This is a genomic window from Photobacterium kishitanii (genome assembly GCF_003026355.1).
GTDB lineage: Bacteria > Pseudomonadota > Gammaproteobacteria > Enterobacterales > Vibrionaceae > Photobacterium > Photobacterium kishitanii.
The window spans coordinates 91283-114937 of sequence record NZ_PYON01000003.1 but is presented as its reverse complement, the minus strand read 5'-3'; the positions used below and the strand labels follow the sequence as shown (position 1 = coordinate 114937).

Here is a 23655-nt window from a genome sequence, read left to right as displayed (position 1 = left end):
TTCTCCGTTGCTAAGCATATTCTAGTCACAGCGAACGACAAGCCTCGTTCGCTGAATTAATGAATTAGATCTTGGTGATCTTAATCGGACACTTTTTAAAATCTGTCTGTTTCGACAATGGATCTGTAGCATCCAAAATCAATTTATTGACTAAAATATTGGCATCAAAAAACGGTACGAAAACTAATCCAACGGGAGGGCGGTTACGACCACGAGTTTCTACTCGACAGCGCACCTCACCTCGACGAGAGGCTAATAAAACTTCATCACCACGACGAAGATTACGAGCTTTGGCGTCTTGAGGATTGATATAACACCACGCATCAGGTACTGCTTTATATAACTCAGGTACACGACGAGTCATGGTGCCAGTATGCCAATGTTCTAGCACACGTCCGGTACAAAGCCACATGTCATAATCTTTATCAGGCACTTCTGGTGGTGCTTCATAAGGCGCTGAAATAATAAGTGCCTTACCATCAGGTTTGCCATAGAAATCCCAACCCGAGCCTTTTTTAGCGTACGGATCAGAACCTTCTTTAAAGCGCCACTGAGTTTCTTTGCCATCAACAACAGGCCAACGTAAACCACGCACTTTATGATAAGTTTCATAAGGAGCAAGATCATGTCCATGACCTCGACCAAAGCTAGCATATTCTTCAAATAAGCCTTTTTGAACATAACAATCTTGCGCTTGCGCATCATCATTTAATGGCTGCGCTTGCGTTAATGGATACTTATCAACTTGGCCATTACGGAACAAAATATCGTACATAGTTTTGCCACGGTATTGCGGCATCTTATTAAGCAGCTCCTCATCCCAGACTTCTTCAACCTTAAATCGCTTTGAGAATTCCATGATCTGCCATAAATCAGATTTAGCTTCACCTGGCGCTTTTACTTGTTGATACCAAACCTGAGTACGGCGTTCAGCATTGCCGTAAGCGCCTTCTTTTTCGACCCACATTGCGGTTGGTAAAATCAAATCAGAGGCTTGCGCAGTAACCGTAGGATAAGGATCTGAACATACAATAAAGTTATCGGGATTGCGGTAACCTGGTAAACGTTCCTCATTAATATTTGGACCCGCTTGCATATTGTTATTACACATCACCCAGTAAGCATTCAATTTACCGTCATTCAGCATTCGATCTTGCTGTACTGCGTGATAACCCGGTTTAGGTGGAATAGTACCTTCAGGCAGTTTCCAAATATTTTCAGCAATTGCTCGGTGCTTAGGATTAGCGACCAGTAAATCGGCCGGTAAACGGTGAGCGAATGTTCCTACTTCACGCGCAGTACCACACGCCGAAGGCTGACCAGTTAATGAAAATGGACTATTTCCTGGGGTTGAGATTTTACCGGTTAATAAATGCAAGTTATAAACCAAACTTTGCATCCATACACCTCGAGTATGTTGATTCATACCCATGGTCCACAATGACATCACCTTAAGTTTAGGATCAGCATAGTATTTAGCTAACTCAACCAATTTTTCAGGCTCTACACCTGACATTTGGGAGGCTTTTTCAAGAGTATAATCCGCCACTGACGCTTTATATTCTTCAAACGTCATTGGAAATAAATCACCAGAATTAGGATTCGCAGCTTGTTTTTGTAATGGATTATCATCCCGTAAACCGTAACCAATATCGGTTTGAGCACGTTTAAAATGGGTATGTTTATTCACAAAATCCCAATTAACGGCATCATTTTCAATAATGTAATTAGCAATATAGTTAGCAATCGCTAAATCAGTTTGAGGATGGAAAATCATGCCGTTATCGGCTAACTCAAACGAACGATGCTCATAAGTCGATAATACATTGACTTTAACGTGAGGATGACTCAAACGGCGATCAGTTAGTCGCGTCCATAATACTGGATGCATTTCCGCCATGTTTGAGCCCCATAACACAAACACATCAGCATGTTCAAGATCGTCATAACAGCCCATTGGTTCATCAATACCGAAGGTACGAATAAACCCTACTACTGCAGATGCCATACAATGGCGAGCATTGGGATCGATATTATTAGAACGGAAGCCCGCTTTCATCATTTTAGACGCAGCGTAACCTTCCATTACCGTCCATTGACCCGAGCCAAACATGCCAACTCCCGATGGGCCTTGTTTTTTCAGCGCAGCTTTCCACTTCTCAGCCATCACATCAAAGGCGTGATCCCATGAAACAGGTGTAAACTCACCCTCTTTATGATACTGACCATCTTTCATACGTAATAAAGGCGTTTGTAAACGATCTTTACCGTACATTATCTTCGATAAAAAATAGCCTTTAATACAATTAAGGCCTTTATTCACCGGTGCTTGAGGATCACCTTGAGTTGCCACGACTCGGCCATTTTTAGTCCCGACCAGAACTGAACAACCAGTGCCACAAAAACGACATGGCGCTTTATCCCATTTAATTTTAGTTTCATCAGAACTCACAATTAAATTCGTTGCTGACGCTGGTAACGAAATACCCGCTACCGCAGCAGCAGACGCTGCAGCATTCGCTTTCACAAATGCTCTTCTTGTCATTTTCATAGCTTACCCTCAGCTTGTGAATCATAGTGCTCAATATGGTGATAGACCAAAAAAGTGATTAACACATGGTCTAAATTATTAATTTTATCAATTGCATCAGTTACGTAGCCTTGGTTCTCTGTCTCAAGTACTACGATAATTTTACCTTCTTCACTTGTCGCAGGAATTTCAGTATTTGGTATTGCTAAAATTTGTTGGCTAATCGCTGCTAAATATTGTGGCTTAACGTGAACGATAAGGCTTGAGGTATGCACTTCATGTAATGTCATGTTTACTCTCTCTAATTCTTTAAACTGCAGGCGCTATCATTTCAATCGCAGCCACTGGACAGCCACTTATACATGCACCACAGCCACTACAAGCAGCATCATTTATCATCGGTTGGGCAACCTTACCCACTTGTAGAACAAAGGTTATAGCCTGAGTTTCACATTGATCACCGCAACTGCGGCACTCAATATTATTCAATGCGATACAGGATGCATTAATTGTCACGGTTTGTTGCCAAGGTGGTTGTTGCTGTGGTTCAAATAATGGTTCGGGACATACATGCGCGCATTGATAACAAAAACTGCATTCCCCTTCCCCATGATGAAAATCCACCATAGGAAAACCACCGTCGCCTTTAACAATGACTTTAGTTTGGCAAACATCAACACAAGCATTGCAACGCTGGCACTGGTCAGTAAAGGTGTTTTCATCCTTTATCCAAGGCAAACGCTGCTGTTGAGATGGCCGTTGGCGAGTAAATAAGCCTCGACGCGAACGATTTATCACAGCCCCTCCTTTCGCTTAACCGTAAATGGTTACAAATCATTTTCTTTGTTACTATTCACTTTCTATTAATGTTCTTTTACGTTATTTTTAAATATCGTCATAACTACGAACATACCCCCTAAGGGGTAATTACCCCTATACCTTGTTCTAGATCAATAAAACATACGGGATAATGTCTAATATTTGGCAAATTTATCGCGTAATCCGTCATCTAAAAATTAAAATGATAAATATGACAGTAAGAGATGATTAACGCCGCCTCATTCTATTAATAACTATTCACATCAATAGGTCACCCCCCAATAATGCACCAACAAAAAGTTAATTCAGTTACCACTACAATTGGTCGTTCGATGGTGGCAATTTTGTTTTTGGTCTCAACCACAATCAGCTTAGCGTTGTGCATGTTAGTTTCGAGCCTGAACGATGCTGCTGCCATCAATACTGCAGGCTCATTAAGAATGCAAAGTTATCGATTAGCATTTGATATTGAAACTCAATCACCGCTGCTTAGCAGCCATACCGTTGCGTTTGAACAATCGTTAACATCACCAACCATGCAAGCATTGCACCATTGGTATGTACCGCAGAAAATACAGAATCATTACACTGAATTAGTGTTAACTTGGCAGGCAGTACGTTCACAGTTAGATCAAATAGATAAAGACGGATATTTAGCTCAAGTCGCCCCTTTTGTTGACCGCATTGATCAATTTGTATTTGAGTTACAACAATCATCCGAAAACAAATTACATCTGTTAGCATTAATTAGTGCGGTGGGATTATTGCTTATCTTAATGGTGGTATTATTTACGATTCAGTTTACACAACGAAAAATAGTAGTGCCGCTTAACCAGTTAATGGCGGGATGTAAACAAATTAAGCAGCATCAATTTGCATTAACCATCAATAATAATAGTGGCAATGAATTAGGTATTCTTGCGCGTACATTTACTCAAATGGCGGCAGATTTAGATAAGTTTTACTCGGATTTAGAACAAAGCGTTAGTGAGAAAACTCACCGTCTACGCCATGCTAATGAATCACTCAAAGTACTTTATAACTGTTCACAACAACTATCCGTTAGTCGCTTAACTCACCACCATTTCCAACATATGTTAGAAACCTTAATTGCAATTGATGGTTTAACCGCTGCCAAACTCATTATTGAAGAATCCAATGGCACCACCACAGAAATCATCGTCGGTGAACACCAATCAACCGCTTGGCATCAGCAACAATTACTCATTGATGGCGAGACGATGGGCCAATTATGGTGGCAATATCAGCTACCCTGTCCAGATCTCGCTTTGATCGAAAATATTGCCAATATTTTAAGTCGCGGAATTTATTACAATCGCGCTCAAAAACAGACAGAACAATTACTGTTAATGGAAGAGCGAGCCACGATTGCCCGCGAACTGCACGACTCACTAGCACAATCATTATCATATCTAAAAATTCAATTAACCTTATTAAAGCGGCAACTCAACGTCACGACTGATAGCAATAATAACCAGTGGCAAACGGTACAAACTATTGATGAAGAATTAGCTAATGCTTACACCCAATTACGGGAACTATTAAGTACGTTTAGGCTAACCATTAAAGAAGCCAATTTTAGTGAGGCACTCACTCAATTACTGGCTCCATTGCGAGAACAAACCTCAGCGCAATTTAGCATTGAGAACCAATTACCCTCAATGGCTCTGATTGCTCATAATCAAGTCCATTTATTACAGATTATTCGAGAAGCAGTACTCAATGCGATTAAGCATGCTAATGCCCGCCATATCAGAGTTTGTTGCCACCAACATCAAGACATAATTAGCGTTGAAATTACAGATGATGGGATTGGATTTGATCCCTCGCAATCGAAACTTAATCACTATGGTTTAAATATCATGCAAGAACGCACCTCATGCTTAAAAGGTCAATTAACCATTCATTCTCAAATTGGTTTTGGCAGCCAAGTTAAGTTGCAATTTGCATTATCTGAGGGATAAAAATATGTCAGCTTGGAAAGTAATGATCGTCGATGATCATCCGTTAATGCGTCGGGGTATTGGGCAATTGCTCAGTTTTGAAGCTGAATTTGATGTTATTGGTGAAGCCAGTAATGGCAATGAAGCGATAGCACTTGCACATAAAATCCCCGTTGATCTTATTTTATTAGATCTCAATATGAAAGGTATGTCTGGCTTAGACACCCTAATTACATTACGTAATGAAGGTATTGATGCTTGTATTGTTATTCTAACGGTATCTGATAATCATACTGATATTAAAGCACTCATCGATGCCGGTGCTGATGGCTATTTACTCAAAGATACTGAACCTGACGAGTTGATTGCATTATTAAAAACTGCATTAATGGGGGGTAAAGCATACTGCGAGATTGTGACGGCTTTTTTAAGTAATAACAGTGCTGACAATACGATTTTATCAAGCCTGACAGATAGAGAAAATCAAATATTACAAGAAGTTGCTAAAGGCCATACTAATAGAGTCATTGCTGAGTCTTTGTTTATTTCAGAAGCAACAGTCAAAGTACATATGAAAAGTTTATTGCGAAAACTGCAAGTAAAATCACGCACAGCAGCAACCGTACTTTATTTACAAACATTAGGATACTAATGCTATAAAAAACCGCAGTGTAAATAAATACACTGCGGTCGATATAACACCCGCGCGATGCTTATTATGACTTACAATGCTAAAGACGTTATTAAATCTTGTTCTCGTGACTCAACCCATTGCAGATCAAAAGGTCCCCAATCACTTAATTTATAATAGCCATCATTATGGCGCCGTCCATCTTGAATAAAAGTCAATTCGATGCCTAATCCAGGCAAGGCTTTTAATACATCTTGAATTGTCCGTCGTGGCCAACCTGTTTGTTCAATTAGACGAGGAACATTAGGGCGCTCTGTGTGTTCAACAAGTAACGCCAGATAAAGTCTACGGGCAAAAACTGGATTCAGTTCCATTGGGGCCTCCATAATATACTGCTCCTATTATTGCCAGTTCTCAAATGAGGATGTTGCGTTTGATCAACGAGGTCTTCGGTTTAATCATTATGGATACTAATAAAAGCGAGTTTGATCTCATTTTCATGATAATCATCATTATTGTTGCTTACTGTAAATAGCAACCAATAAAGTGCAACGGTTGCGATAACCCGATAATCTCGCTATAAAAGACGACTTACTTATTATAAAAAAGCCAGCCCAAATATGACTACAATTGCTTACGGTATAAAAAATTGCGACACCATCAAAAAAATGAAGCACTGGTTCGCCGCTGAAAATATTGCGTATCAATTTCATGATTACCGTGTCGATGGTCTTGATCTTGCGTTACTAGAAACCTTTGAAGCGGCATTAGGTTGGGAAGCAATGGTCAATAAACGCGGCACGACTTTCCGTCAATTAACGGCTGAACAAAAAGAGCAGTTAAATCGTGAAACAGCATTGCAATTAATGCTAGAACAACCCGCAATGATTAAACGACCATTATTAAAGCATAATAATAATTACTACCTCGGTTTTAAACCTGACCAATACCAAGCTATTTTTCTTACTAAATAACAAGGATACAAGGATGTCTGACAGTCCCGTTATTACACTCGCAAAAGATTTAATGAGCCGCCCTTCAGTTACCCCCGAAGATGCTGGCTGCCAAACAATAATGATCGAACGCTTACAAGCGTTGGGATTCATTATTGAAACGATGGTATTTGAAGATACGACCAACCTATGGGCTCGCCGTGGCACACAAGCGCCATTGTTTGTGTTTGCTGGCCATACTGATGTTGTGCCTTCAGGCCCAGTAGAACAATGGCATACCCCTCCTTTTGAACCAACGATTATTGACGGCTACTTACATGGACGTGGCGCTGCAGATATGAAAGGTTCACTTGCCTGCATGGTGGTTGCGATTGAGCGTTTTATTGCTCAAAATCCGCATCATAACGGCTCGATTGCATTATTGATTACCTCCGATGAAGAAGGGCCTTTCATTAATGGGACAACTCGTGTTGTCGACACCCTAGAAGCACGTAATGAAAAAATAGACATGTGTATTGTTGGTGAGCCATCAAGCACTCATGCTGTTGGTGATATTGTTAAAAATGGTCGTCGCGGTTCAATTACTGGCGATCTGATAGTGAATGGTATTCAAGGCCATGTTGCCTATCCTCACTTAGCCAATAATCCGATCCATAAAGCACTACCCGCTTTGGCCGAATTAGCAGCAACCCATTGGGATGATGGTAATGACTTCTTTCCACCAACGAGCTTTCAAATTCCCAATGTTGCAGCAGGTACAGGGGCATCCAATGTCATTCCAGGTCAATTTAAAGTGCAATTTAATTTTCGCTTCAGCACTGAATTAACCGATGCTGATATTAAACGTCGAGTACATTCAATACTTGATGCGCATGGATTAGATTATGATTTGAAATGGACGTTAAGCGGGCATCCATTTTTAACTGACAGTGGTACTTTAGTTGATGCGGTTGTGGCTGCTATCACTGAAATAAACCACACGCCACCACAATTACTGACAACAGGTGGCACTTCTGATGGCCGCTTCATCGCACGTACAGGTGCACAAGTCGTTGAACTTGGACCCGTTAATGCCACTATCCACAAAGTCAACGAATGCGTTAAAGTCACTGATCTTGAAAAACTTACTGATATGTACCAGCGTATCCTGGGTAAGATTTTATAACCACCCGTGATTTTGACCATAATCATAGCTGTTCAGATAACGCCACTGAACAGCTAATCATGCGATAATTGATAGATAATTATGCATTGTTATCATAAGTAAATCATCGCAGCTAATGCATATTATTGGTATTCTATCACCCTAGTTTATGGTTCATTATCAACTGTAGTGATGCATTTGATGGGTTCAAATGAAAATTATCATTGTGAGGTGAATATGGAATGGTTTTTTAATCCTTGGGTAATTTGTGTGATTATTCTTGCGGTTATTGCCAGTAATATTGCCGCGTTAAAATATACTGCCTATATGCGAACAGGACTCAAAAAAAGACATCCGCCACAACCACCACATGATGAATCTCAGCCATCAGAAAAATCTGATACTAATCAGATTCAGGATGATAACCATATGCTAGAGAAGAGTAACCCGCAGGATAAAAATGACTGATATAAAAAAATTAGACAGCCGTATTGTTTATCAAAATAAATGGATGACAGTACGAGAAGATAAAATCCAACGTCAAAGTGGTGCCGAAGGTATTTATGGCGTCGTAGAGAAGCCTGATTGTGCCGCTATTTTAGCGATTGATAATGGCTACATTCACTTAGTACAGCAATTTAGGTATAGCATTCAGCAACGCTGCTGGGAGATCCCACAAGGGGCTTGGGAAGCAAATCCTGATGCTAATCATCTTGACCTCGCTAAAGGTGAACTACAAGAAGAAACGGGATTAATCGCGAGTAAAATGACTTATCTCGGGAGTCAATTTATTGCTTATGGTTTTTTAAATCAAACCTGTCATATCTATTTAGCAACCCAATTACATACAGCGCCAGAGCAGCACCGAGATATTGAAGAAGAAGATTTAATCAGCCAATCTTTTTCCATTGCCGATTTTGAAGCAATGATTATCAATGGTGAATTAAAAGACTGCGTTACCATTGCCGCTTATGGGCTAGCAAAACTCAAACAGGCGATCTAAGCGATTAATAGCAAATCTAAACCAATAAAAAAGCTGCCATTTACGGCAGCTTTTTTGATATTTATTATCTTTGATATTAATCACATAACGGCGATATTACGGACGACTTAAATAATCAGCAATACCAACCCATTTATAGCTCGTCAGTTCTTCGAGACCCATAGGACCGCGTGCATGCAATTTTTGAGTTGAAACGGCAACTTCGGCACCTAAACCAAATTGCGCTCCATCAGTAAAACGGGTTGAAGCATTAACATATACTGCCGCAGAACCTGCAGCATTCACAAACCGCTCAGCCGATTGCAGGTTGTTAGTTAAGATCGAATCTGAATGGCTCGCATTATGTTTACGCATATGAAAAATAGCTTCATCAACATTGGCAACCACTTTAACGCCTAAGGTATAACTTAGCCATTCAGTATCAAAATCACCATCTTCAGCTTTACGTAATAAACTCGCTTTACCTTCAAGTAAGTTAAACGCAGCATCATCAGCAACGAATGTTACTTGCGCTTTATTCATCCGTTCAACTAAACGCGATAAGAAAGTCGCGGCTATTTGCTCGTTAACCAATAATGTATCAAGTGAATTACATGCGGAAGGACGTTGTACCTTCGCATTTTCCACCACATCTAATGAACGCGATAGATCGGCGCTATCATCAATATACATATGGCTAATACCAAAACCACCAATGATCACCGGAATAGTGCTATTTTCCTTACACATTTTATGTAGGCCGGCACCACCACGCGGAATAATCATATCAACATATTGATCTAACTTTAGTAACTGTGACACATATTCGCGATCGGGTTGATCAATATATTGCACTGATGCCGCAGGTAAACCCGCTTTTGCTAACGCAGCCTGAATCACTTCAACTAACGCCATATTTGAATGGAAGGTCTCTCGCCCTCCACGCAAAATACTAGCATTACCTGTTTTAAGGCATAACGCTGCAATATCAATAGTCACATTAGGACGGGCTTCATAAATCACACCAACAACACCTAATGGAACGCGACGACGACTTAAACGCATACCATTTTCAAGTACACGACTATCAAGTTCAGCACCAACAGGATCATTTAAATTAATCACGTTACGCACATCATTAGCAATCGCACTAATACGTGCTTCATTAAGCAATAACCGATCAATTAAAGCATCTGACATACCGCTTGCTACAGCAGCATCAATATCTTGTTTATTAGCGGCAAGAATGGCAACTTGGTTAGCTTCTAATTCATCAGCGATAATTGCTAACGCAGTATTTTTTACTGCTGTTGCTGTGGTGGCTAATTCAAACGCAGCCTGCTGCGCAGCATGTCCCATTATTTCAAGATTCACAATAATTCCTTAATTAAATTCGAATTAACTGATTGATGTGACTTACCACAGCTATTAAATAACAACCATATCATCACGATGGATTGCTGCATGGCCATATTCATAACCTAAAACATGATGAATATCATGGCTGTGTTTACCCGCAATTTTAGCCATATCCTCACTTGAATAACGGCTAATACCACGTGCCAGTAATACATTCTTACTATCAAAAATTCGTACTACTTCGCCACGTTCAAATGTGCCTTTTATTTGTGTAATACCTTTAGCAAGTAAACTACTGCCTTTCTGTTTCACTGCCATGACGGCACCATCATCAATGACAATATCGCCCGCTGGTGGTGGACCTGCAAGAATCCATTGTTTACGACCTTCAAGCGGCGATTTTAGCGGTAGAAAACGAGTACCAACAGCATTACCTGCAGCAAGATCAATAATGACATCAACTCGACGACCAGCAGCAATGATCACTTCAATACCAGCACGACACGCCACTTCAGCAGCTTGTAACTTGGTAGCCATACCACCAGTACCTAAACCGCCGACAGTACCGCCCGCTAATTTACGTAACTTATCATCAATAGTATGTACTTCATGAATAAGTTCTGCATCAGGATTGCTACGAGGATCTGCTGTAAATAAACCCGCCTGATCAGTCATTAATAATAGCTTATCCGCACCACCTAAAATGCCCACCAAAGCAGATAGATTATCGTTATCGCCCACTTTGATTTCAGTAGTTGCTACCGCATCATTTTCATTCACAACCGGAATAATACCGTTATCTAATAGCGCAACTAACATATCGCGCGCATTTAAATAACGCTCACGATCGTTTAAATCGGCACGCGTCAATAACATTTGGCCAATGTTGATCCCATAAATACCAAACAAGGTTTCCCATTCTTGAATTAAGCGTCCTTGTCCAACAGCTGCAAGCAATTGCTTACTCGCCATGGTTTTGGGTAGTTCGGGGTAACCTAAATGCTCACGACCAGCAGCAATCGCACCAGAAGTAACAATGATAATTTTATGGCCTTGACTACGTAACATAGCGCATTGACGCACTAACTCAACCATATGAGCACGATCAAGTTTTAGTGTGCCACCGGTTAGCACACTAGTACCTAGTTTGACGACAATTGTATGGGTTGCAGCACCAGCAGCAACGTCTTGCTTTTGAGCATTAGATTTTTTTGAATCAGCCATGAGATCAAACAATAGATTGAAATAATAAATGTTCTTTGTTGTATCAATCCCTACTGAAAAGCACAAGAAAAAAACAATGACAAAAACAATATTAACGGGCTTTAGCGGGTTGTTTAAGCATAAATACACACACCGAATAACCACAACACCACATAGTGACAATATTGGTGCTTATTTATTGTCATTTCATAACATCACAATTTAATGCCACCAGTGGTGATGGAAAAGATCATCAATAATAATAATTGTTTTATTGAGCTGATAATTCAGCCAGCGGTACTTGAGTTAATGTTGCTGCAGATACTAACGTTAACTCACATTCATCAACAATGAATAAGGTCAGTTTAGGATAGAAATCAACCAAGGTTTTTAATACTGCATCTCGATGTTTTGCTGGCAATTTACCATTAACCCACTCTCCAGCAGCATTAAAACGACCAAAATCATATTCATATTCATAGCCAGTATCGGTGGCTGTCATTACTAACCACCAGCCCCAAAATTCTCGCTGTTCTGGCTCTTTTTCAGCATTAACACAACTGGCTAAACAATCAAAAAAGAACCGTTGCGGCTGTGATTTTTTTTCACGAAGATAGGGACCAATTGCGGTCAATTTAGACATTAAACGTCCATGTGGTGGAAAGCTCGTTGCGATTGTCATTATATTCTCCATCCATAGTCAGCGGCATTTGATGCGCAAGTAATACTTGTTACCATTATTCATAACGCCTTAAAACACGCTTAGCACAATAATAATTTCTTATAGTATGGATAAGATTTAACAAAATAACAAACCATAGCGACTAAATTTGCTAACAATATCATGACAATATATTTGGTTATAAAAAAGCGGAATCACATTATGCTGTGATTCCGCGACTATTGAAGCTCAGAGCTAAGTATGGCAATTACTGCATTTTATCGTCTAACCATTTAACGACTTCAGTCATCACTCGATGATAGCCATCATAAATTGGCTTTTCAGGTAAAGTAATCGCTTTACCACCATAACTTGATAATGCAATCAGTTGATTGTCCATTTCAGGGCAAATAGGATCATTTTTCAACCCAATACCTAACATCGGAATATCCACTCGACGACGGCCTAAAATACCTTGGTTTTTTAATGACCAGGCAGGTAGATGGGATTTGATGCTTGCTTCTGCTTGACCATTTTTACCCATCCGAGATGCTAGTACATCCAAATACATCCGTGGCATTTGATCTAATAACTTCGGTTGTGTCAGAAAACTATTAATTGCACCACCAATACTGACACAGGTTTTTAAACGTGTAGGTTCCATAAATCCCAGTCGAATGGCAGCATTACCGCCCATACGTAACCCCACCATGGCAACATTACGATTATCGACCCAAGGCACATCTCGAATTTGTTGTAATAATGCTTGATGCAGACGGCTGGTATCTTCAGTTAAATTCCAACGGTCACTATGGCCAATAGATGGCATATCTAACGTCACCATCGCATATCCTGCAGGGCCTAAATAATCTTTATATAATCGCCACAAATCACTTTGTAAGGTTGCTAAACCACCGCTCACAATTACCGTTGGTAATAACTTATCAGTACGCGGTAAATGAATGAACGCCTCAAAGGTCTTATTTTCATATTTAACATCAATTTTACGCATATCATGCGGGCGTAACTCAATCGCCTCACGGTAACTTTGATTAGCTTGTAGCTCAGCTTGATCAGCCAGTTGATCGCCTTTTATATAAGGATAGGCAGCAATGCTGTAATGAGTACTGGCTTTTAATAACAATTCTGACGCAGCTAACTTATCACCATTATTGGCCGCAGTACGTGCTAATTGCTGATAATTAGACGCTAATTGTGACCATTCATAAGTCCAATTACCTGGTCGATAACCAATAACAGTATCTAATAAATGCTCACTTGTACGAGGGGCGGTTGAGGCTGCAATCCGCGCTAAAATTGCTTCTTGCTCAATAGGATCAACACCTTGCCATATCCATTGCGGACGCCGTAAGACGCGATACCAACCAAGCTGACTTTCACCATCAAGTGCATTGTTTACATCACCACTGCGAACATGCGCAATTTTAACAATATTCGATGTTTCTTTGCTGGTTTGACGTGGTGCAAATAGCTTCTCTGATAGATTTTGTTTTGACGGTTCAGACACAGCATCCTCCAACGTATATCACTTATTTTAATAGACCTAGATAATATACCTAAACCGCCCTCAATAAGTTAAATCCATAAAAAAAGACGCTAACAAAGTAGCGTCTTCGATAAAACTTAGTTTCCAAAGCCGATCATCAACACTCAATAACAGTATCGATTAATCAGCTCGAGACAACTTAATTACTTTTTAGCAATTGGATCAACGAAAGTAACCGCCATATCCCAAGGTTGTTCAATCCAAGTATCTTGCGGAATACTAACAACAAAATCATCAACTAAATGCTGACCAGCAGGCTTGGCACATACCGTCACAAATTTAGCGCGTGGGTACAATTCGCGAATTTTCTCAGCGGTACCACCAGTATCAACCAAATCGTCAACCACGATAAAGCCTTCGCCATCACCATCAGCTTTCTTGATCACATTCATATCACGCTGATGATCATGATCGTAACTAGCAATACATACCGTATCAATATGACGAATGCCTAATTCGCGCGCCAAAATAGCAGCTGGCACTAAACCGCCACGGCTAACTGCAATAATACCTGTCCACTGTTCAGCCGGTAGCAATTTCTCTGCTAACTGACGTGTGTACATTTGCATGTTATCCCAAGTGATGACGAATTTATTACTCATAGTAAAACAACCTCTGAAACAGCGATTCGAAAACCGCATAAATTTATGTAAGTGTAAGTAACATTACACTTATAAGAAAATAATCTTCGCAAGGAATAACGCTGAAATAACCCAAACGCTGATATTTACTTCACGTCCCTTGCCACTTAACGCTTTAACTACCGCAAAGGTAATAAAACCAAGACCAATACCTTCTGCAATCGAGTATGTTAAAGGCATTAGTAAACAGACAACCACAACAGGCGCAGCTTCTGTTAGGTCTCGCCAATCAATTGATACCAAGCCTGACATCATCAAAATGGCAACATAAAACAATGCACCAGCGGTAGCATATACTGGAACCATGCCCGCTAGCGGTGCAAAAAATAACGCTGATAAGAATAACATGCCAACAGTAACGGCTGTTAGACCTGTACGACCGCCAACTGCGACACCCGACACACTCTCAACAAAAGATGTCGTATTTGAGGTGCCCAGTAATGCACCAATCGAGGTTGCTGTACTATCAGCTAATAGCGCACGGTTTAGACGTGGTAATTTACCGTCTTCGCCAATTAAGTTGGCTTTAGTCGCAACACCGACCAATGTGCCAGCAGTATCAAACAAATCTACAAACAAAAATGCAAACACAATTGAAATTAAGCCAACTTCCATCGCACCAGAAAAATCCAGTTGCATAAAGGTAGGTGCGATACTTGGTGGCATTGACATAATGCCGTTGTAATCAACTTCTCCAGCAACAATACTGATTGCGGTGACAATTAAAATCGCAATCAAAACCGCCGCTTTAAAACCACGTTGTACTAAGCCAATTGTTAAGAAAAAGCCTAACCCTGCCATCATTGCTGAGAAACTGGTTAAATCACCCGCTGTTACTAAAGTCGCAGGACTTGCAACCACAATGCCAGATGTTTGTAGGGCGATAAAAGCCAAGAACAAACCGATACCAGCGGAGATACCAATACGTAATGAATGAGGGATTGCATTAATGATCCACTCACGTACTCGCATTACACTCAGCGCAATAAAGCACAAACCTGATAAAAATACTGCAGCTAACGCCACTTGCCATGTATGACCCATACCTAATACAACGGTATAAGTAAAAAATGCGTTTAGTCCCATACCAGGTGCTTGTGCTACTGGATAGTTAGCATAAAAACCCATCACAAAACAACCAATCATTGCCGCTAAACAGGTTGCAACAAACACTGCACCCTGATCCATTCCTGTGCTGGCTAACATAGTGGGGTTTACAAAAATAATATAAGCCATTGTCAGGAAAGTGGTCACACCGGCCATAATTTCAGTGCGCACTGTAGTGCCATGTTCTTTGAGTTTAAATAACTTTTCTAGCATGCTTCTCGATTCCTTAGAGATACGCAATAAACTAAACAAACAACGTTAAGAAATAGAAAACGATTGCGCAATCCATTTCGGCGCTGATTATAATCATGCGATCACTCAATTTCCAGATTTTATCGTTGAAAAGCGTAAAACAATAACTAATGCTATTTAGACACTCTAATAAAATGTACTTTTAGCTATACTTATCAGCATATTAAAAGAAAAACTGGCTTGATTGTTTTTTGAGCATTTACTTTTTATACCGCTAAAGAAGGGTTAATAAAGACCGATAATAAAAGCAAAGAAATAGAGATGATATTAAAGCAGATAAAAAAAACGCCACTTCAATATAGAAGTGGCGGCAGAATGTTGCAGATAACAGGATAGCATTATCGAGATATTCTTAATATAAGGGGTGAACAAACTTGCATTTGTCTCGTTGTAAAACAACCAGACAATAAATCTAATTAGTAACGGTAAGGCGCTGGGTAATAGAAATTACTTGTATATACCGCGCGACTATTCCAAAAATGTGTCATTGAAGAAAAAATTTTCATTTAAATCACCTTAATCATAAGTACACCAACATATATAGATGGTGGGTTGCCGTCATGGCTCACTTATTCTCGGTTCCTTGGAGGCGATAATCGGGTTCATCCTGAACATATCGTGTTAATTATTGTGCCAATCATCATGGCTTGTCTAAACTATAGCCAAAACGAAATAAAGTTACAACATTTTTTTTAACTAGCTCACACTTTTTGGATTTTAAGCTTGAGAAATGGCTTTTATGTAAATTTATTACATTATTGTTTTATTATATTTCAAAGTATCGCGTTTTGAGTGCTTTTTAGCATCTTTGATCATATTAACTGCATAACCATAGTTATGGTTGACTATAGCGTCATCAGTGACGCCATAACTGCAGAAATCAGTGGTATAAGATTTTATTATTTGCCCTATCTCCCCTAAAGACAGAGTGATATGCTAAAACCAAAGCGATAAAAATACTCGCTACCTATTTTGTCATTTTACGGTTAAGACCCTACAAAATGACACTAGCCCAATCGCGTATATATAAAGGAAGGCTACTGTGTCTGAAATTACTCAACTATCACCAAAAGCTGTTTGGCATTTCTTTGACCAAATTTGTTCAATCCCTCATCCATCGAAATATGAGGAACAATTGGCGCAATACATCGTGTCTTTCGCACAAGCTGAAGGGCTAGATGTTCGTCGCGATAATACCGGTAACGTTATTATTAAAAAGCCAGCGACAGCTGGTATGGAAAATCGTAAAGGTGTTGTACTTCAGGCGCATATTGATATGGTGCCACAAAAAAATGAAGAAACAGTACACGACTTTACACAAGATCCAATCTTACCTTTCATTGATGGCGAATGGGTAACAGCAACGGGAACAACGTTAGGTGCTGATAATGGTATGGGCATGGCGACTTGTCTGGCTATTTTAGCGGCTAAAGACATCGAGCATGGCCCTTTAGAAGTATTGCTAACTATCGATGAAGAAGCAGGCATGACAGGCGCATTTGGCCTAGAGGCTGGTTGGCTTGAGGGCGATATTCTGTTGAATACTGATTCCGAGCAAGAAGGCGAAGTTTACATGGGTTGTGCTGGCGGTGTTGACGCAGCATTAACCGTTGATATTCAACGTGAGGCAATCCCAGCGGAACATCAAGCAATTAAATTAGTGGTTAAAGGCTTAAAAGGTGGTCACTCTGGCTGTGATATTCACACTGGTCGTGGCAACGCTAACAAATTAATGGCACGTTTCTTTATTAATCACGCCGAAGAGCTTGGTTTACGTATCAATAACTTCACCGGTGGTAGCCTACGTAACGCTCTACCTCGTGAAGCTAGTGTCATTGCGACATTACCAGCAGCAAACATTGATCAACTAAATACTTTATTCGCTGAATACCAACAGATGGTTAAAGCTGAATTAGGTCATGTTGAAACTGATATTACTATCTTTACTGAAACATGTGCACTGCCTAGCGATATCATGGTAATGGCTGATCAAACTCGTTTAATGAATATTTTAAATGTATGCCCTAATGGTGTTATTCGCATGAGCGATGACATTGAAGGTGTCGTAGAAACATCATTAAACATGGGTGTGATCACCACTGAAGCTGACAAGGTAACTATCCTATGCCTTATTCGTTCATTGATCGATTCAGGTCGTAGCTACGTTGAAGCAATGTTGCAATCACTCGCTGCGCTTGCTGGCGCTAAATGTGAAGTATCAGGAGCATATCCTGGTTGGAAACCTGATGCAGACTCTGAAATCATGCAAGTTTTCCGTGATACTTACCAACAAATGTACGGTAACAAGCCTAACATTATGGTGATCCACGCTGGTCTTGAATGTGGTCTATTTAAAGAACCTTACCCAGAAATGGACATGCTTTCATTTGGTCCGACAATCAAGTTCCCACACTCTCCTGATGAGAAAGTGAAAATTGATACCGTACAAATGTTCTGGGATCAAATGTTAGCGATTCTAAAAAACATTCCGGTTAAAAAATAACCCGCATCGCTAATTTGCAAACCAAATAAAAAACGGGCTCTGCGCCCGTTTTTTTTATTATGTAATTACAGCTTCGATAGCTATCAAAAACTAAATGATAACTGCTGCGCTTTTAATCCTTGCTCTAAACCAACGCTTAAACCTATTAATCGAATTTCTCGACCTTGTTGGCGTGTGAGTGCTTCTTTTAATAAGATAATAAATTGCTGCTTATCCAATTTGGGGCAAGTATGTTCTACTGTCGTTTGTTGAAAATCAGCAAATTTTAATTTAATCCCTTGCTTAGCAATATTCAATTGGGGACGTACTTTACGTAATCGCTGCTCTAATTCTAAGTGTAAGTGCTCAATCACCTGCCAACATTGATCATAACTGCTGATGTTTTTATTAAAGGTACGCTCAACACCAACCGATTTACGTTGACGCTCAACAATGACTTCTCGTTCATCAATACCATGCGCACGTAACCATAATGACTGCCCAAACTTACCAAACTGTTGCAGTAACTGCTGCTGAGCATAATTTTGTACATCCCGACCAACATACAAACCTTGCTGATGTAATTTTTGGATAGTGACTTTACCGACCCCTGGAATCTTTTCTAATTTCAATTCCGCTACAAAATCATCAACTTGTTCCGGTGTTACTACATATTGACCATTAGGTTTATTAAGATCAGAGGCAACTTTCGCAATAAATTTTACCGGGGCAATCCCAGCAGATGCCGTTAATTGCAATTCTTGTTCAATGGCTTGACGAATATGCTGTGCAATCAAAGTTGCAGAGCCATGAAGCATCTCACAGTCACTGACATCTAAATAAGCTTCATCTAATGACAATGGCTCAATTTTATCGGTATAACGCGCAAAGATCGCACGTATCTGTTGCGAAACTTGGCGATATACATCCATCCTTCCACGAACTAAGGTTAAATGCGGACATAGTTTCATTGCTTTCGCTGTCGGCATTGCTGAATGAACACCGTATTTACGCGCTAAATAATTACAAGTGCTAACCACGCCTCGTTGTTCAGAGCGTCCACCGATAGCGATCGGAATATCACGTAAAGCTGGATTATCACGCATTTCAACAGCCGCATAAAAACAATCCATATCAACATGGATAATTTTGCGTTGAATAGGCATCAAATTAGTCACAGCAAATACTCATCAATAAACACAACACATACCTGTTTTTATATACAGCTATCTTACCTCAGTTTACTTAATCATAGTAAATATCTCAACGCCCTATTTTGTATATAAAACCAAACATTACAGCATAAAATAATTAACAAAATAAATGACATTAACCAACGATTATGACTAAAATTAATGATCTATTATTACCATTATCAATAAAAGAGCCTTATTTCTTTTTTGGAGTTCAGTTTGCCCTATCAAGTGCTCGTTGTTGAGGACAGTCGCACATTTCGTCATTACCTTAAAGATCAACTTCAACAAGCAGGATTTGAAGCCATCTTTGCAACCACATTAGCGCAAGCACAATCACTGTTAATACAACCACATGCTTTCTTTTGTGCAATACTTGATTATTGCTTACCTGATGCTGAAAATGGCGAAATTATTGATGTTGTTTTAAGCCATGAGCTAAAGTCGATCGTGCTAACAGCGCAATATAATGATCAAATTAGAGAGCAAATATTAACCAAAGGTGTATTAGATTATTTATTAAAAGACAGCCCAGCTTCTATTGCCTACCTAATTCCATTATTACAGCGTTTAAAAGCCAACATTGGTTATAAAGCCTTAGTCGTTGAAGATTCCCCGACAATAAGACGTCATATCTGCCAACTACTCGAAAAACAAAACTTGACCGTTATTGAAGCTGAAGACGGCGAGCAAGCACTTACATTACTTGCCAAAGCTGACGATATAAGTTTAATTATTGCTGACAATGATATGCCTAAAAAAGATGGCATCACCATGATTCAAGAAATTCGTCATCAATATAACCGTGATGATATTGCTATATTAGGCTTATCAGCCAGCAATGATCACACCTTAACAGCACAATTTCTAAAAGCAGGCGCCAACGATTTCTTATATAAGCCATTTAACCAAGAAGAATTTTATTGTCGTATCCATCATATTTTAAATATGAAAGACAATGCTAAGCAGCTCTATAAAATGGCCAATCAAGATACACTCACAGGATTATGGAATAGACGCTACTTTTTTGCTAATACACCAACCACTAAAGCCAAGCAAAATATTGCCATGGTTGATATTGACCATTTCAAAAAAGTGAACGATAGCTATGGCCACGATGGCGGTGATACTGTACTGGTGACGATCAGTAAAGTTATTGCAGCCCATTTTCCCGAAGCAATTGTTGCTCGCTTCGGAGGAGAGGAGTTTTGTATTTATTATAATGGCCCTCAACGCCTTTTTTTACAGACTTTAGAGTTAGTACGTACTCGCATTGCAACCCTAAACATTCCGTATCAAGATACTTATATCAAAGTAACCATAAGTATTGGGGCTGTATATGCCCATAATACGCTTAACCTATTAATCAAACAGGCTGATGATAACCTCTATTTAGCTAAGCAACAGGGTCGTAACTGTCTAGTTCAATCGTGATGATGACATAAAAAAGCCCAAGTATGACTTCAGAAGTCGTACTTAGGCTTTATAGTAAGTAATGACTTACTTAATAGTATTCAAGCCACTTAAATGATCTGGTTCTTTTTCCACTCAGCTTGACGTGCAGCACGAGCTTCACGCTTTTTACGGGCATCACATGGTTCAGGACAATCACATTCTTTTGCGATTCCAATCCCATCTAACCCGCCACAACTGCCACTCACCGATTTACGCTGGAAAATATAACCTACTGCCATTGCAATAATAACCAGTAGAAAAACAGCAAATGTTACTAAATAAATTGCCATGGATGCCTCTATTATTTTTTATCTACGTATTGCTCAAAGGTATTTGATTTGTATTCAACAAAGCCATCTTTGGTTTTTACAATCAACATTACTGGGATATTTTCTTGGTTTGCTAATGCAATTGATTCATCCTCTCCCATTACAGAGAATGTTGTCGCATAAGCATCAGCCGTCATACATGATGGTGCAATAACCGTTACTGATACTACATGATTATCAATTGGACGACCCGTTTTAGGGTTAATCAAGTGAGAATAGCGTACACCTTTTTCATCGAAGTAATTACGGTAATCACCAGATGTCGCGATAGCCATATCACCTGCTTGTAAAATTTCTTGTACTGCACGTTCATTTTCAACCGGTTTTTCAACCGCAATCCGCCATAATACATTGGCTTTATTTTTGCCTTGTAGACGTAATTCACCACCAATATCGACCATGAAATTTTTCACATGAAGATCATCTTTCAGATAGTCAGCAACAACATCAACCCCGTAACCTTTAGCAATAGAAGATAAATCAACATACAGCTTAGCTTCATCTTTTACCAACTTATTACCGGCTAGTACCTGTAGGTGTTGATAACCGACTTCAGAAAGACGAGTTGCGACTTCTTTATCCGTTGGAATAGATTCAGGGCGCGCTTCAGGGCCAAAGCTCCATAAATTGACTACAGGCCCAACAGTTACATCATAAGCACCATCACTTACTGTAGATATTCGTAATGCTTCAGTGATCACTTTAGCTGTTGCAGCTGATACTGGAAATGGTTGATTTGCTGGTGCCTGATTAAATAAGCTTAATTCAGATTTCGGACGGTAAGTCGACATTTGATCATTAACCAGCTCTAAGCGGCGGTCAATCTCTTGTTGAATATCTTTCGCAGTAGGCAAACCATCTTGATTAATAATTTTAATTGAATAATAGGTTCCCATCGTCGAGCCATTAATGGTGATTTGCTGACGCTGATCACCACAGCCGGCAAGTGCTAACAATGCTGTAACTACAACCACAGCCCGTATCAGGAACATTTTCATTCAACTACTCCAATGAAATAAAGGTAATTTTTACTCTAGTGACCATCATTCGCTATTACCTCTAGATAATAACCACAATAAAAATAACATTACTATTCATTAATGACGAAAAAGGCTGGCCATAATAGGCCAGCCTTCTTTCAAGGCGAAGGGCTAATAATTAGCCGCCGAAATCATCCAATAGAATGTTTTCATCTTCAACACCAAGATCTTTCAGCATACTGATAACAGCAGCGTTCATCATTGGTGGACCACACATGTAGTACTCACAATCTTCAGGTGCTTCATGATCACGTAAGTAGTTTTCATAAAGAACGTTGTGAATAAAGCCAGTATAGCCATCCCAGTTATCTTCAGGCTGTGGATCGGACAATGCACAATGCCATACAAAGTTAGAGTTTTCAGCAGCTAGTGCATTAAAATCTTCTTCATAGAACATTTCACGCTTAGAACGTGCGCCGTACCAGTAAGACATCTTACGCTTAGAGTGTAGACGCTTAAGTTGGTCGAAGATATGAGAACGCATTGGCGCCATACCTGCACCACCACCTACGAATACCATTTCATTTTCAGTGTCTTTAGCGAAGAACTCACCAAAAGGACCCGAAATAGTACACTTGTCACCTTCTTTTAGTGACCAGATGAATGATGACATTTGACCAGGAGCCACATCAGGATTATTAGGCGGCGGCGTAGCAATACGCACGTTTAGCATAATAATACCAAATTCTTCTGGGTAGTTAGCCATTGAGTAAGCACGGATGATATCTTCATCAACCTTAGACTCGAAGCGGAACAAGTTAAACTTATCCCAATCACCACGGTACTCTTCTGGTACATCAAAGTCTGAGTATTTAATGTGGTGAGCTGGCGCTTCAATCTGGATGTAACCACCAGCACGGAAAGGTACTGTTTCGCCATCTGGAATTTGAAGCTTAAGCTCTTTGATGAAGGTTGCTTTGTTATCATTCGAGATAACTGAACATTCCCACTTCTTCACACCAAAAATTTCTTCAGGAAGCTCGATATCCATGTCAGATTTAACGTTAACCTGACACGCTAGACGTTCGCCTTCACGTGCTTCACCTTTAGAAATGTGATCAAGTTCTGTTGGTAGAATATCGCCACCACCAGATTTGACCTTCACACGACACTGACCACAAGAGCCACCGCCACCACATGCTGATGATACGAAAATACCGTTAGCAGAAAGTGCATTCAGTAGTTTACCGCCTGCACCTGTGGTGATCGCTTTTTCTGGATCGCCGTTTACTGAGATAGTAATGTCACCTGATGGTACTAGCTTAGATTTAGCGAATAAAATCACTAAAACTAGAGCCAGGATAATCAAGGTAAACATGCCTACGCCAAGAATAATATCCATT

General features: G+C 39.9%; 22 protein-coding genes. 8 read left to right on the top strand and 14 right to left on the bottom strand.

All coding sequences use genetic code 11. From position 1 onward, the window contains the following. Positions 1-64: 64 nt before the first annotated feature. Genes napA through napF form a run of 3 tightly spaced genes read right to left on the bottom strand, consistent with a single transcriptional unit; the run spans position 65 to position 3328 of the window. Positions 65-2551 (bottom strand): periplasmic nitrate reductase subunit alpha, encoded by a 2487-nt coding sequence (gene napA, locus C0W29_RS04450; RefSeq protein WP_045042670.1) that lies wholly within the window; start codon positions 2549-2551, stop codon positions 65-67. Continuing rightward, positions 2548-2820 (bottom strand): chaperone NapD, encoded by a 273-nt coding sequence (locus C0W29_RS04445; protein ID WP_036795750.1) that lies wholly within the window; start codon positions 2818-2820, stop codon positions 2548-2550. The genes napA and C0W29_RS04445 overlap by 4 nt, the downstream gene beginning before the upstream one ends. A 19-nt stretch (positions 2821-2839) precedes the next feature. Beyond that, on the bottom strand, positions 2840-3328 hold the full coding sequence (gene napF / locus C0W29_RS04440) for a ferredoxin-type protein NapF (protein WP_045045580.1): 489 nt from the start codon (positions 3326-3328) through the stop codon (positions 2840-2842). Positions 3329-3633: 305 nt separating this feature from the next. Here napF and narQ point away from each other — a divergent pair, with 305 nt between their 5' ends. Together narQ and C0W29_RS04430 are read left to right on the top strand one after the other, a co-directional pair. Next, positions 3634-5334, top strand: a complete 1701-nt coding sequence (gene narQ / locus C0W29_RS04435) for a nitrate/nitrite two-component system sensor histidine kinase NarQ (protein WP_045045579.1) — start codon at positions 3634-3636, stop codon at positions 5332-5334. 4 nt (positions 5335-5338) lie between these two features. Beyond that, positions 5339-5965, top strand: coding sequence for a response regulator (locus tag C0W29_RS04430; protein ID WP_045045578.1), 627 nt, complete (start codon positions 5339-5341; stop codon positions 5963-5965). Between the two features lie 71 nt (positions 5966-6036). On the opposite strand, the gene C0W29_RS04425 is transcribed toward C0W29_RS04430, so the two are convergent. Further along, entirely contained in the window at positions 6037-6318 is a 282-nt protein-coding gene (locus C0W29_RS04425; RefSeq protein ID WP_036795756.1) for a winged helix-turn-helix domain-containing protein, read from the bottom strand. 246 nt (positions 6319-6564) lie between these two features. Between C0W29_RS04425 and C0W29_RS04420 the strand changes: the two genes are divergently transcribed. The 4 genes from C0W29_RS04420 to C0W29_RS04405 all read left to right on the top strand — a co-directional run bounded on the left by C0W29_RS04420 (position 6565) and on the right by C0W29_RS04405 (position 9044). Beyond that, positions 6565-6918, top strand: a complete 354-nt coding sequence (locus tag C0W29_RS04420; RefSeq protein WP_045045577.1) for an ArsC family reductase — start codon at positions 6565-6567, stop codon at positions 6916-6918. A gap of 13 nt (positions 6919-6931) precedes the next feature. Next, entirely contained in the window at positions 6932-8062 is a 1131-nt protein-coding gene (gene dapE / locus C0W29_RS04415; RefSeq protein ID WP_045042675.1) for a succinyl-diaminopimelate desuccinylase, read from the top strand. Between the two features lie 216 nt (positions 8063-8278). After that, positions 8279-8509, top strand: a complete 231-nt coding sequence (locus tag C0W29_RS04410) for a DUF2897 family protein (protein ID WP_045045586.1) — start codon at positions 8279-8281, stop codon at positions 8507-8509. Then, complete coding sequence (locus C0W29_RS04405; protein ID WP_045045576.1) at positions 8502-9044, top strand: NUDIX domain-containing protein; 543 nt, start codon at positions 8502-8504, stop codon at positions 9042-9044. The genes C0W29_RS04410 and C0W29_RS04405 overlap by 8 nt, the downstream gene beginning before the upstream one ends. Positions 9045-9140: 96 nt before the next feature. On the opposite strand, the gene C0W29_RS04400 is transcribed toward C0W29_RS04405, so the two are convergent. The 6 genes from C0W29_RS04400 to C0W29_RS04375 all read right to left on the bottom strand — a co-directional run bounded on the left by C0W29_RS04400 (position 9141) and on the right by C0W29_RS04375 (position 15774). Continuing rightward, positions 9141-10382: a glutamate-5-semialdehyde dehydrogenase gene (locus C0W29_RS04400; protein ID WP_045042702.1), complete on the bottom strand. Its 1242-nt coding sequence runs from the start codon at positions 10380-10382 to the stop codon at positions 9141-9143. A 69-nt stretch (positions 10383-10451) separates the two neighbouring features. Continuing rightward, a complete protein-coding gene (gene proB / locus C0W29_RS04395; RefSeq protein ID WP_045042677.1) occupies positions 10452-11606 on the bottom strand; it encodes a glutamate 5-kinase in 1155 nt (384 codons plus the stop codon). 250 nt (positions 11607-11856) lie between these two features. Further along, a complete protein-coding gene (crl, locus tag C0W29_RS04390; protein WP_036795762.1) occupies positions 11857-12267 on the bottom strand; it encodes a sigma factor-binding protein Crl in 411 nt (136 codons plus the stop codon). Positions 12268-12514: 247 nt separating this feature from the next. Further along, complete coding sequence (gene frsA / locus C0W29_RS04385) at positions 12515-13774, bottom strand: esterase FrsA (protein WP_036795764.1); 1260 nt, start codon at positions 13772-13774, stop codon at positions 12515-12517. A 182-nt stretch (positions 13775-13956) separates the two neighbouring features. Continuing rightward, positions 13957-14415, bottom strand: a complete 459-nt coding sequence (gpt, locus tag C0W29_RS04380; RefSeq protein ID WP_036795766.1) for a xanthine phosphoribosyltransferase — start codon at positions 14413-14415, stop codon at positions 13957-13959. Between the two features lie 69 nt (positions 14416-14484). Continuing rightward, a complete protein-coding gene (locus C0W29_RS04375; RefSeq protein WP_045042678.1) occupies positions 14485-15774 on the bottom strand; it encodes an NCS2 family permease in 1290 nt (429 codons plus the stop codon). A gap of 1081 nt (positions 15775-16855) precedes the next feature. Between C0W29_RS04375 and C0W29_RS04370 the strand changes: the two genes are divergently transcribed. Continuing rightward, complete coding sequence (locus C0W29_RS04370) at positions 16856-18316, top strand: aminoacyl-histidine dipeptidase (RefSeq protein WP_045042679.1); 1461 nt, start codon at positions 16856-16858, stop codon at positions 18314-18316. 83 nt (positions 18317-18399) lie between these two features. On the opposite strand, the gene dinB is transcribed toward C0W29_RS04370, so the two are convergent. After that, positions 18400-19461, bottom strand: coding sequence for a DNA polymerase IV (gene dinB / locus C0W29_RS04365; protein WP_173425432.1), 1062 nt, complete (start codon positions 19459-19461; stop codon positions 18400-18402). Between the two features lie 246 nt (positions 19462-19707). On the opposite strand from dinB, the gene C0W29_RS04360 reads away from it, so the two are divergent. Then, the gene (locus C0W29_RS04360) at positions 19708-20922 is read left to right on the top strand and encodes a GGDEF domain-containing response regulator (RefSeq protein WP_045042681.1); all 1215 of its coding nucleotides are present in this window, start codon (positions 19708-19710) and stop codon (positions 20920-20922) included. An 89-nt stretch (positions 20923-21011) separates the two neighbouring features. Here the strand turns inward: C0W29_RS04360 and nqrM are convergent, their stop codons facing one another. The 3 genes from nqrM to nqrF form a co-directional block, all read right to left on the bottom strand. Continuing rightward, complete coding sequence (gene nqrM, locus C0W29_RS04355; protein ID WP_036795773.1) at positions 21012-21233, bottom strand: (Na+)-NQR maturation NqrM; 222 nt, start codon at positions 21231-21233, stop codon at positions 21012-21014. 11 nt (positions 21234-21244) lie between these two features. After that, positions 21245-22270: an FAD:protein FMN transferase gene (locus C0W29_RS04350; protein WP_045042682.1), complete on the bottom strand. Its 1026-nt coding sequence runs from the start codon at positions 22268-22270 to the stop codon at positions 21245-21247. Between the two features lie 160 nt (positions 22271-22430). Continuing rightward, on the bottom strand, positions 22431-23654 hold the full coding sequence (nqrF, locus tag C0W29_RS04345; protein WP_045042683.1) for an NADH:ubiquinone reductase (Na(+)-transporting) subunit F: 1224 nt from the start codon (positions 23652-23654) through the stop codon (positions 22431-22433). Position 23655: the final 1 nt, after the last annotated feature.

What these genes read in the sequence shown, in the direction of transcription:
- napA (WP_045042670.1), bottom strand. Translation starts at nt 2,551, where the DNA reads ATGAAAATGACAAGAAGAGCATTTGTGAAAGCGAATGCTGCAGCGTCT.
- C0W29_RS04445 (WP_036795750.1), bottom strand. Translation starts at nt 2,820, where the DNA reads ATGACATTACATGAAGTGCATACCTCAAGCCTTATCGTTCACGTTAAG.
- narQ (WP_045045579.1), top strand. Translation starts at nt 3,634, where the DNA reads ATGCACCAACAAAAAGTTAATTCAGTTACCACTACAATTGGTCGTTCG.
- C0W29_RS04430 (WP_045045578.1), top strand. Translation starts at nt 5,339, where the DNA reads ATGTCAGCTTGGAAAGTAATGATCGTCGATGATCATCCGTTAATGCGT.
- C0W29_RS04425 (WP_036795756.1), bottom strand. Translation starts at nt 6,318, where the DNA reads ATGGAACTGAATCCAGTTTTTGCCCGTAGACTTTATCTGGCGTTACTT.
- C0W29_RS04420 (WP_045045577.1), top strand. Translation starts at nt 6,565, where the DNA reads ATGACTACAATTGCTTACGGTATAAAAAATTGCGACACCATCAAAAAA.
- dapE (WP_045042675.1), top strand. Translation starts at nt 6,932, where the DNA reads ATGTCTGACAGTCCCGTTATTACACTCGCAAAAGATTTAATGAGCCGC.
- C0W29_RS04410 (WP_045045586.1), top strand. Translation starts at nt 8,279, where the DNA reads ATGGAATGGTTTTTTAATCCTTGGGTAATTTGTGTGATTATTCTTGCG.
- C0W29_RS04405 (WP_045045576.1), top strand. Translation starts at nt 8,502, where the DNA reads ATGACTGATATAAAAAAATTAGACAGCCGTATTGTTTATCAAAATAAA.
- C0W29_RS04400 (WP_045042702.1), bottom strand. Translation starts at nt 10,382, where the DNA reads ATGGGACATGCTGCGCAGCAGGCTGCGTTTGAATTAGCCACCACAGCA.
- proB (WP_045042677.1), bottom strand. Translation starts at nt 11,606, where the DNA reads ATGGCTGATTCAAAAAAATCTAATGCTCAAAAGCAAGACGTTGCTGCT.
- crl (WP_036795762.1), bottom strand. Translation starts at nt 12,267, where the DNA reads ATGACAATCGCAACGAGCTTTCCACCACATGGACGTTTAATGTCTAAA.
- gpt (WP_036795766.1), bottom strand. Translation starts at nt 14,415, where the DNA reads ATGAGTAATAAATTCGTCATCACTTGGGATAACATGCAAATGTACACA.
- C0W29_RS04375 (WP_045042678.1), bottom strand. Translation starts at nt 15,774, where the DNA reads ATGCTAGAAAAGTTATTTAAACTCAAAGAACATGGCACTACAGTGCGC.
- dinB (WP_173425432.1), bottom strand. Translation starts at nt 19,461, where the DNA reads ATGCCTATTCAACGCAAAATTATCCATGTTGATATGGATTGTTTTTAT.
- nqrM (WP_036795773.1), bottom strand. Translation starts at nt 21,233, where the DNA reads ATGGCAATTTATTTAGTAACATTTGCTGTTTTTCTACTGGTTATTATT.
- C0W29_RS04350 (WP_045042682.1), bottom strand. Translation starts at nt 22,270, where the DNA reads ATGAAAATGTTCCTGATACGGGCTGTGGTTGTAGTTACAGCATTGTTA.
- nqrF (WP_045042683.1), bottom strand. Translation starts at nt 23,654, where the DNA reads ATGGATATTATTCTTGGCGTAGGCATGTTTACCTTGATTATCCTGGCT.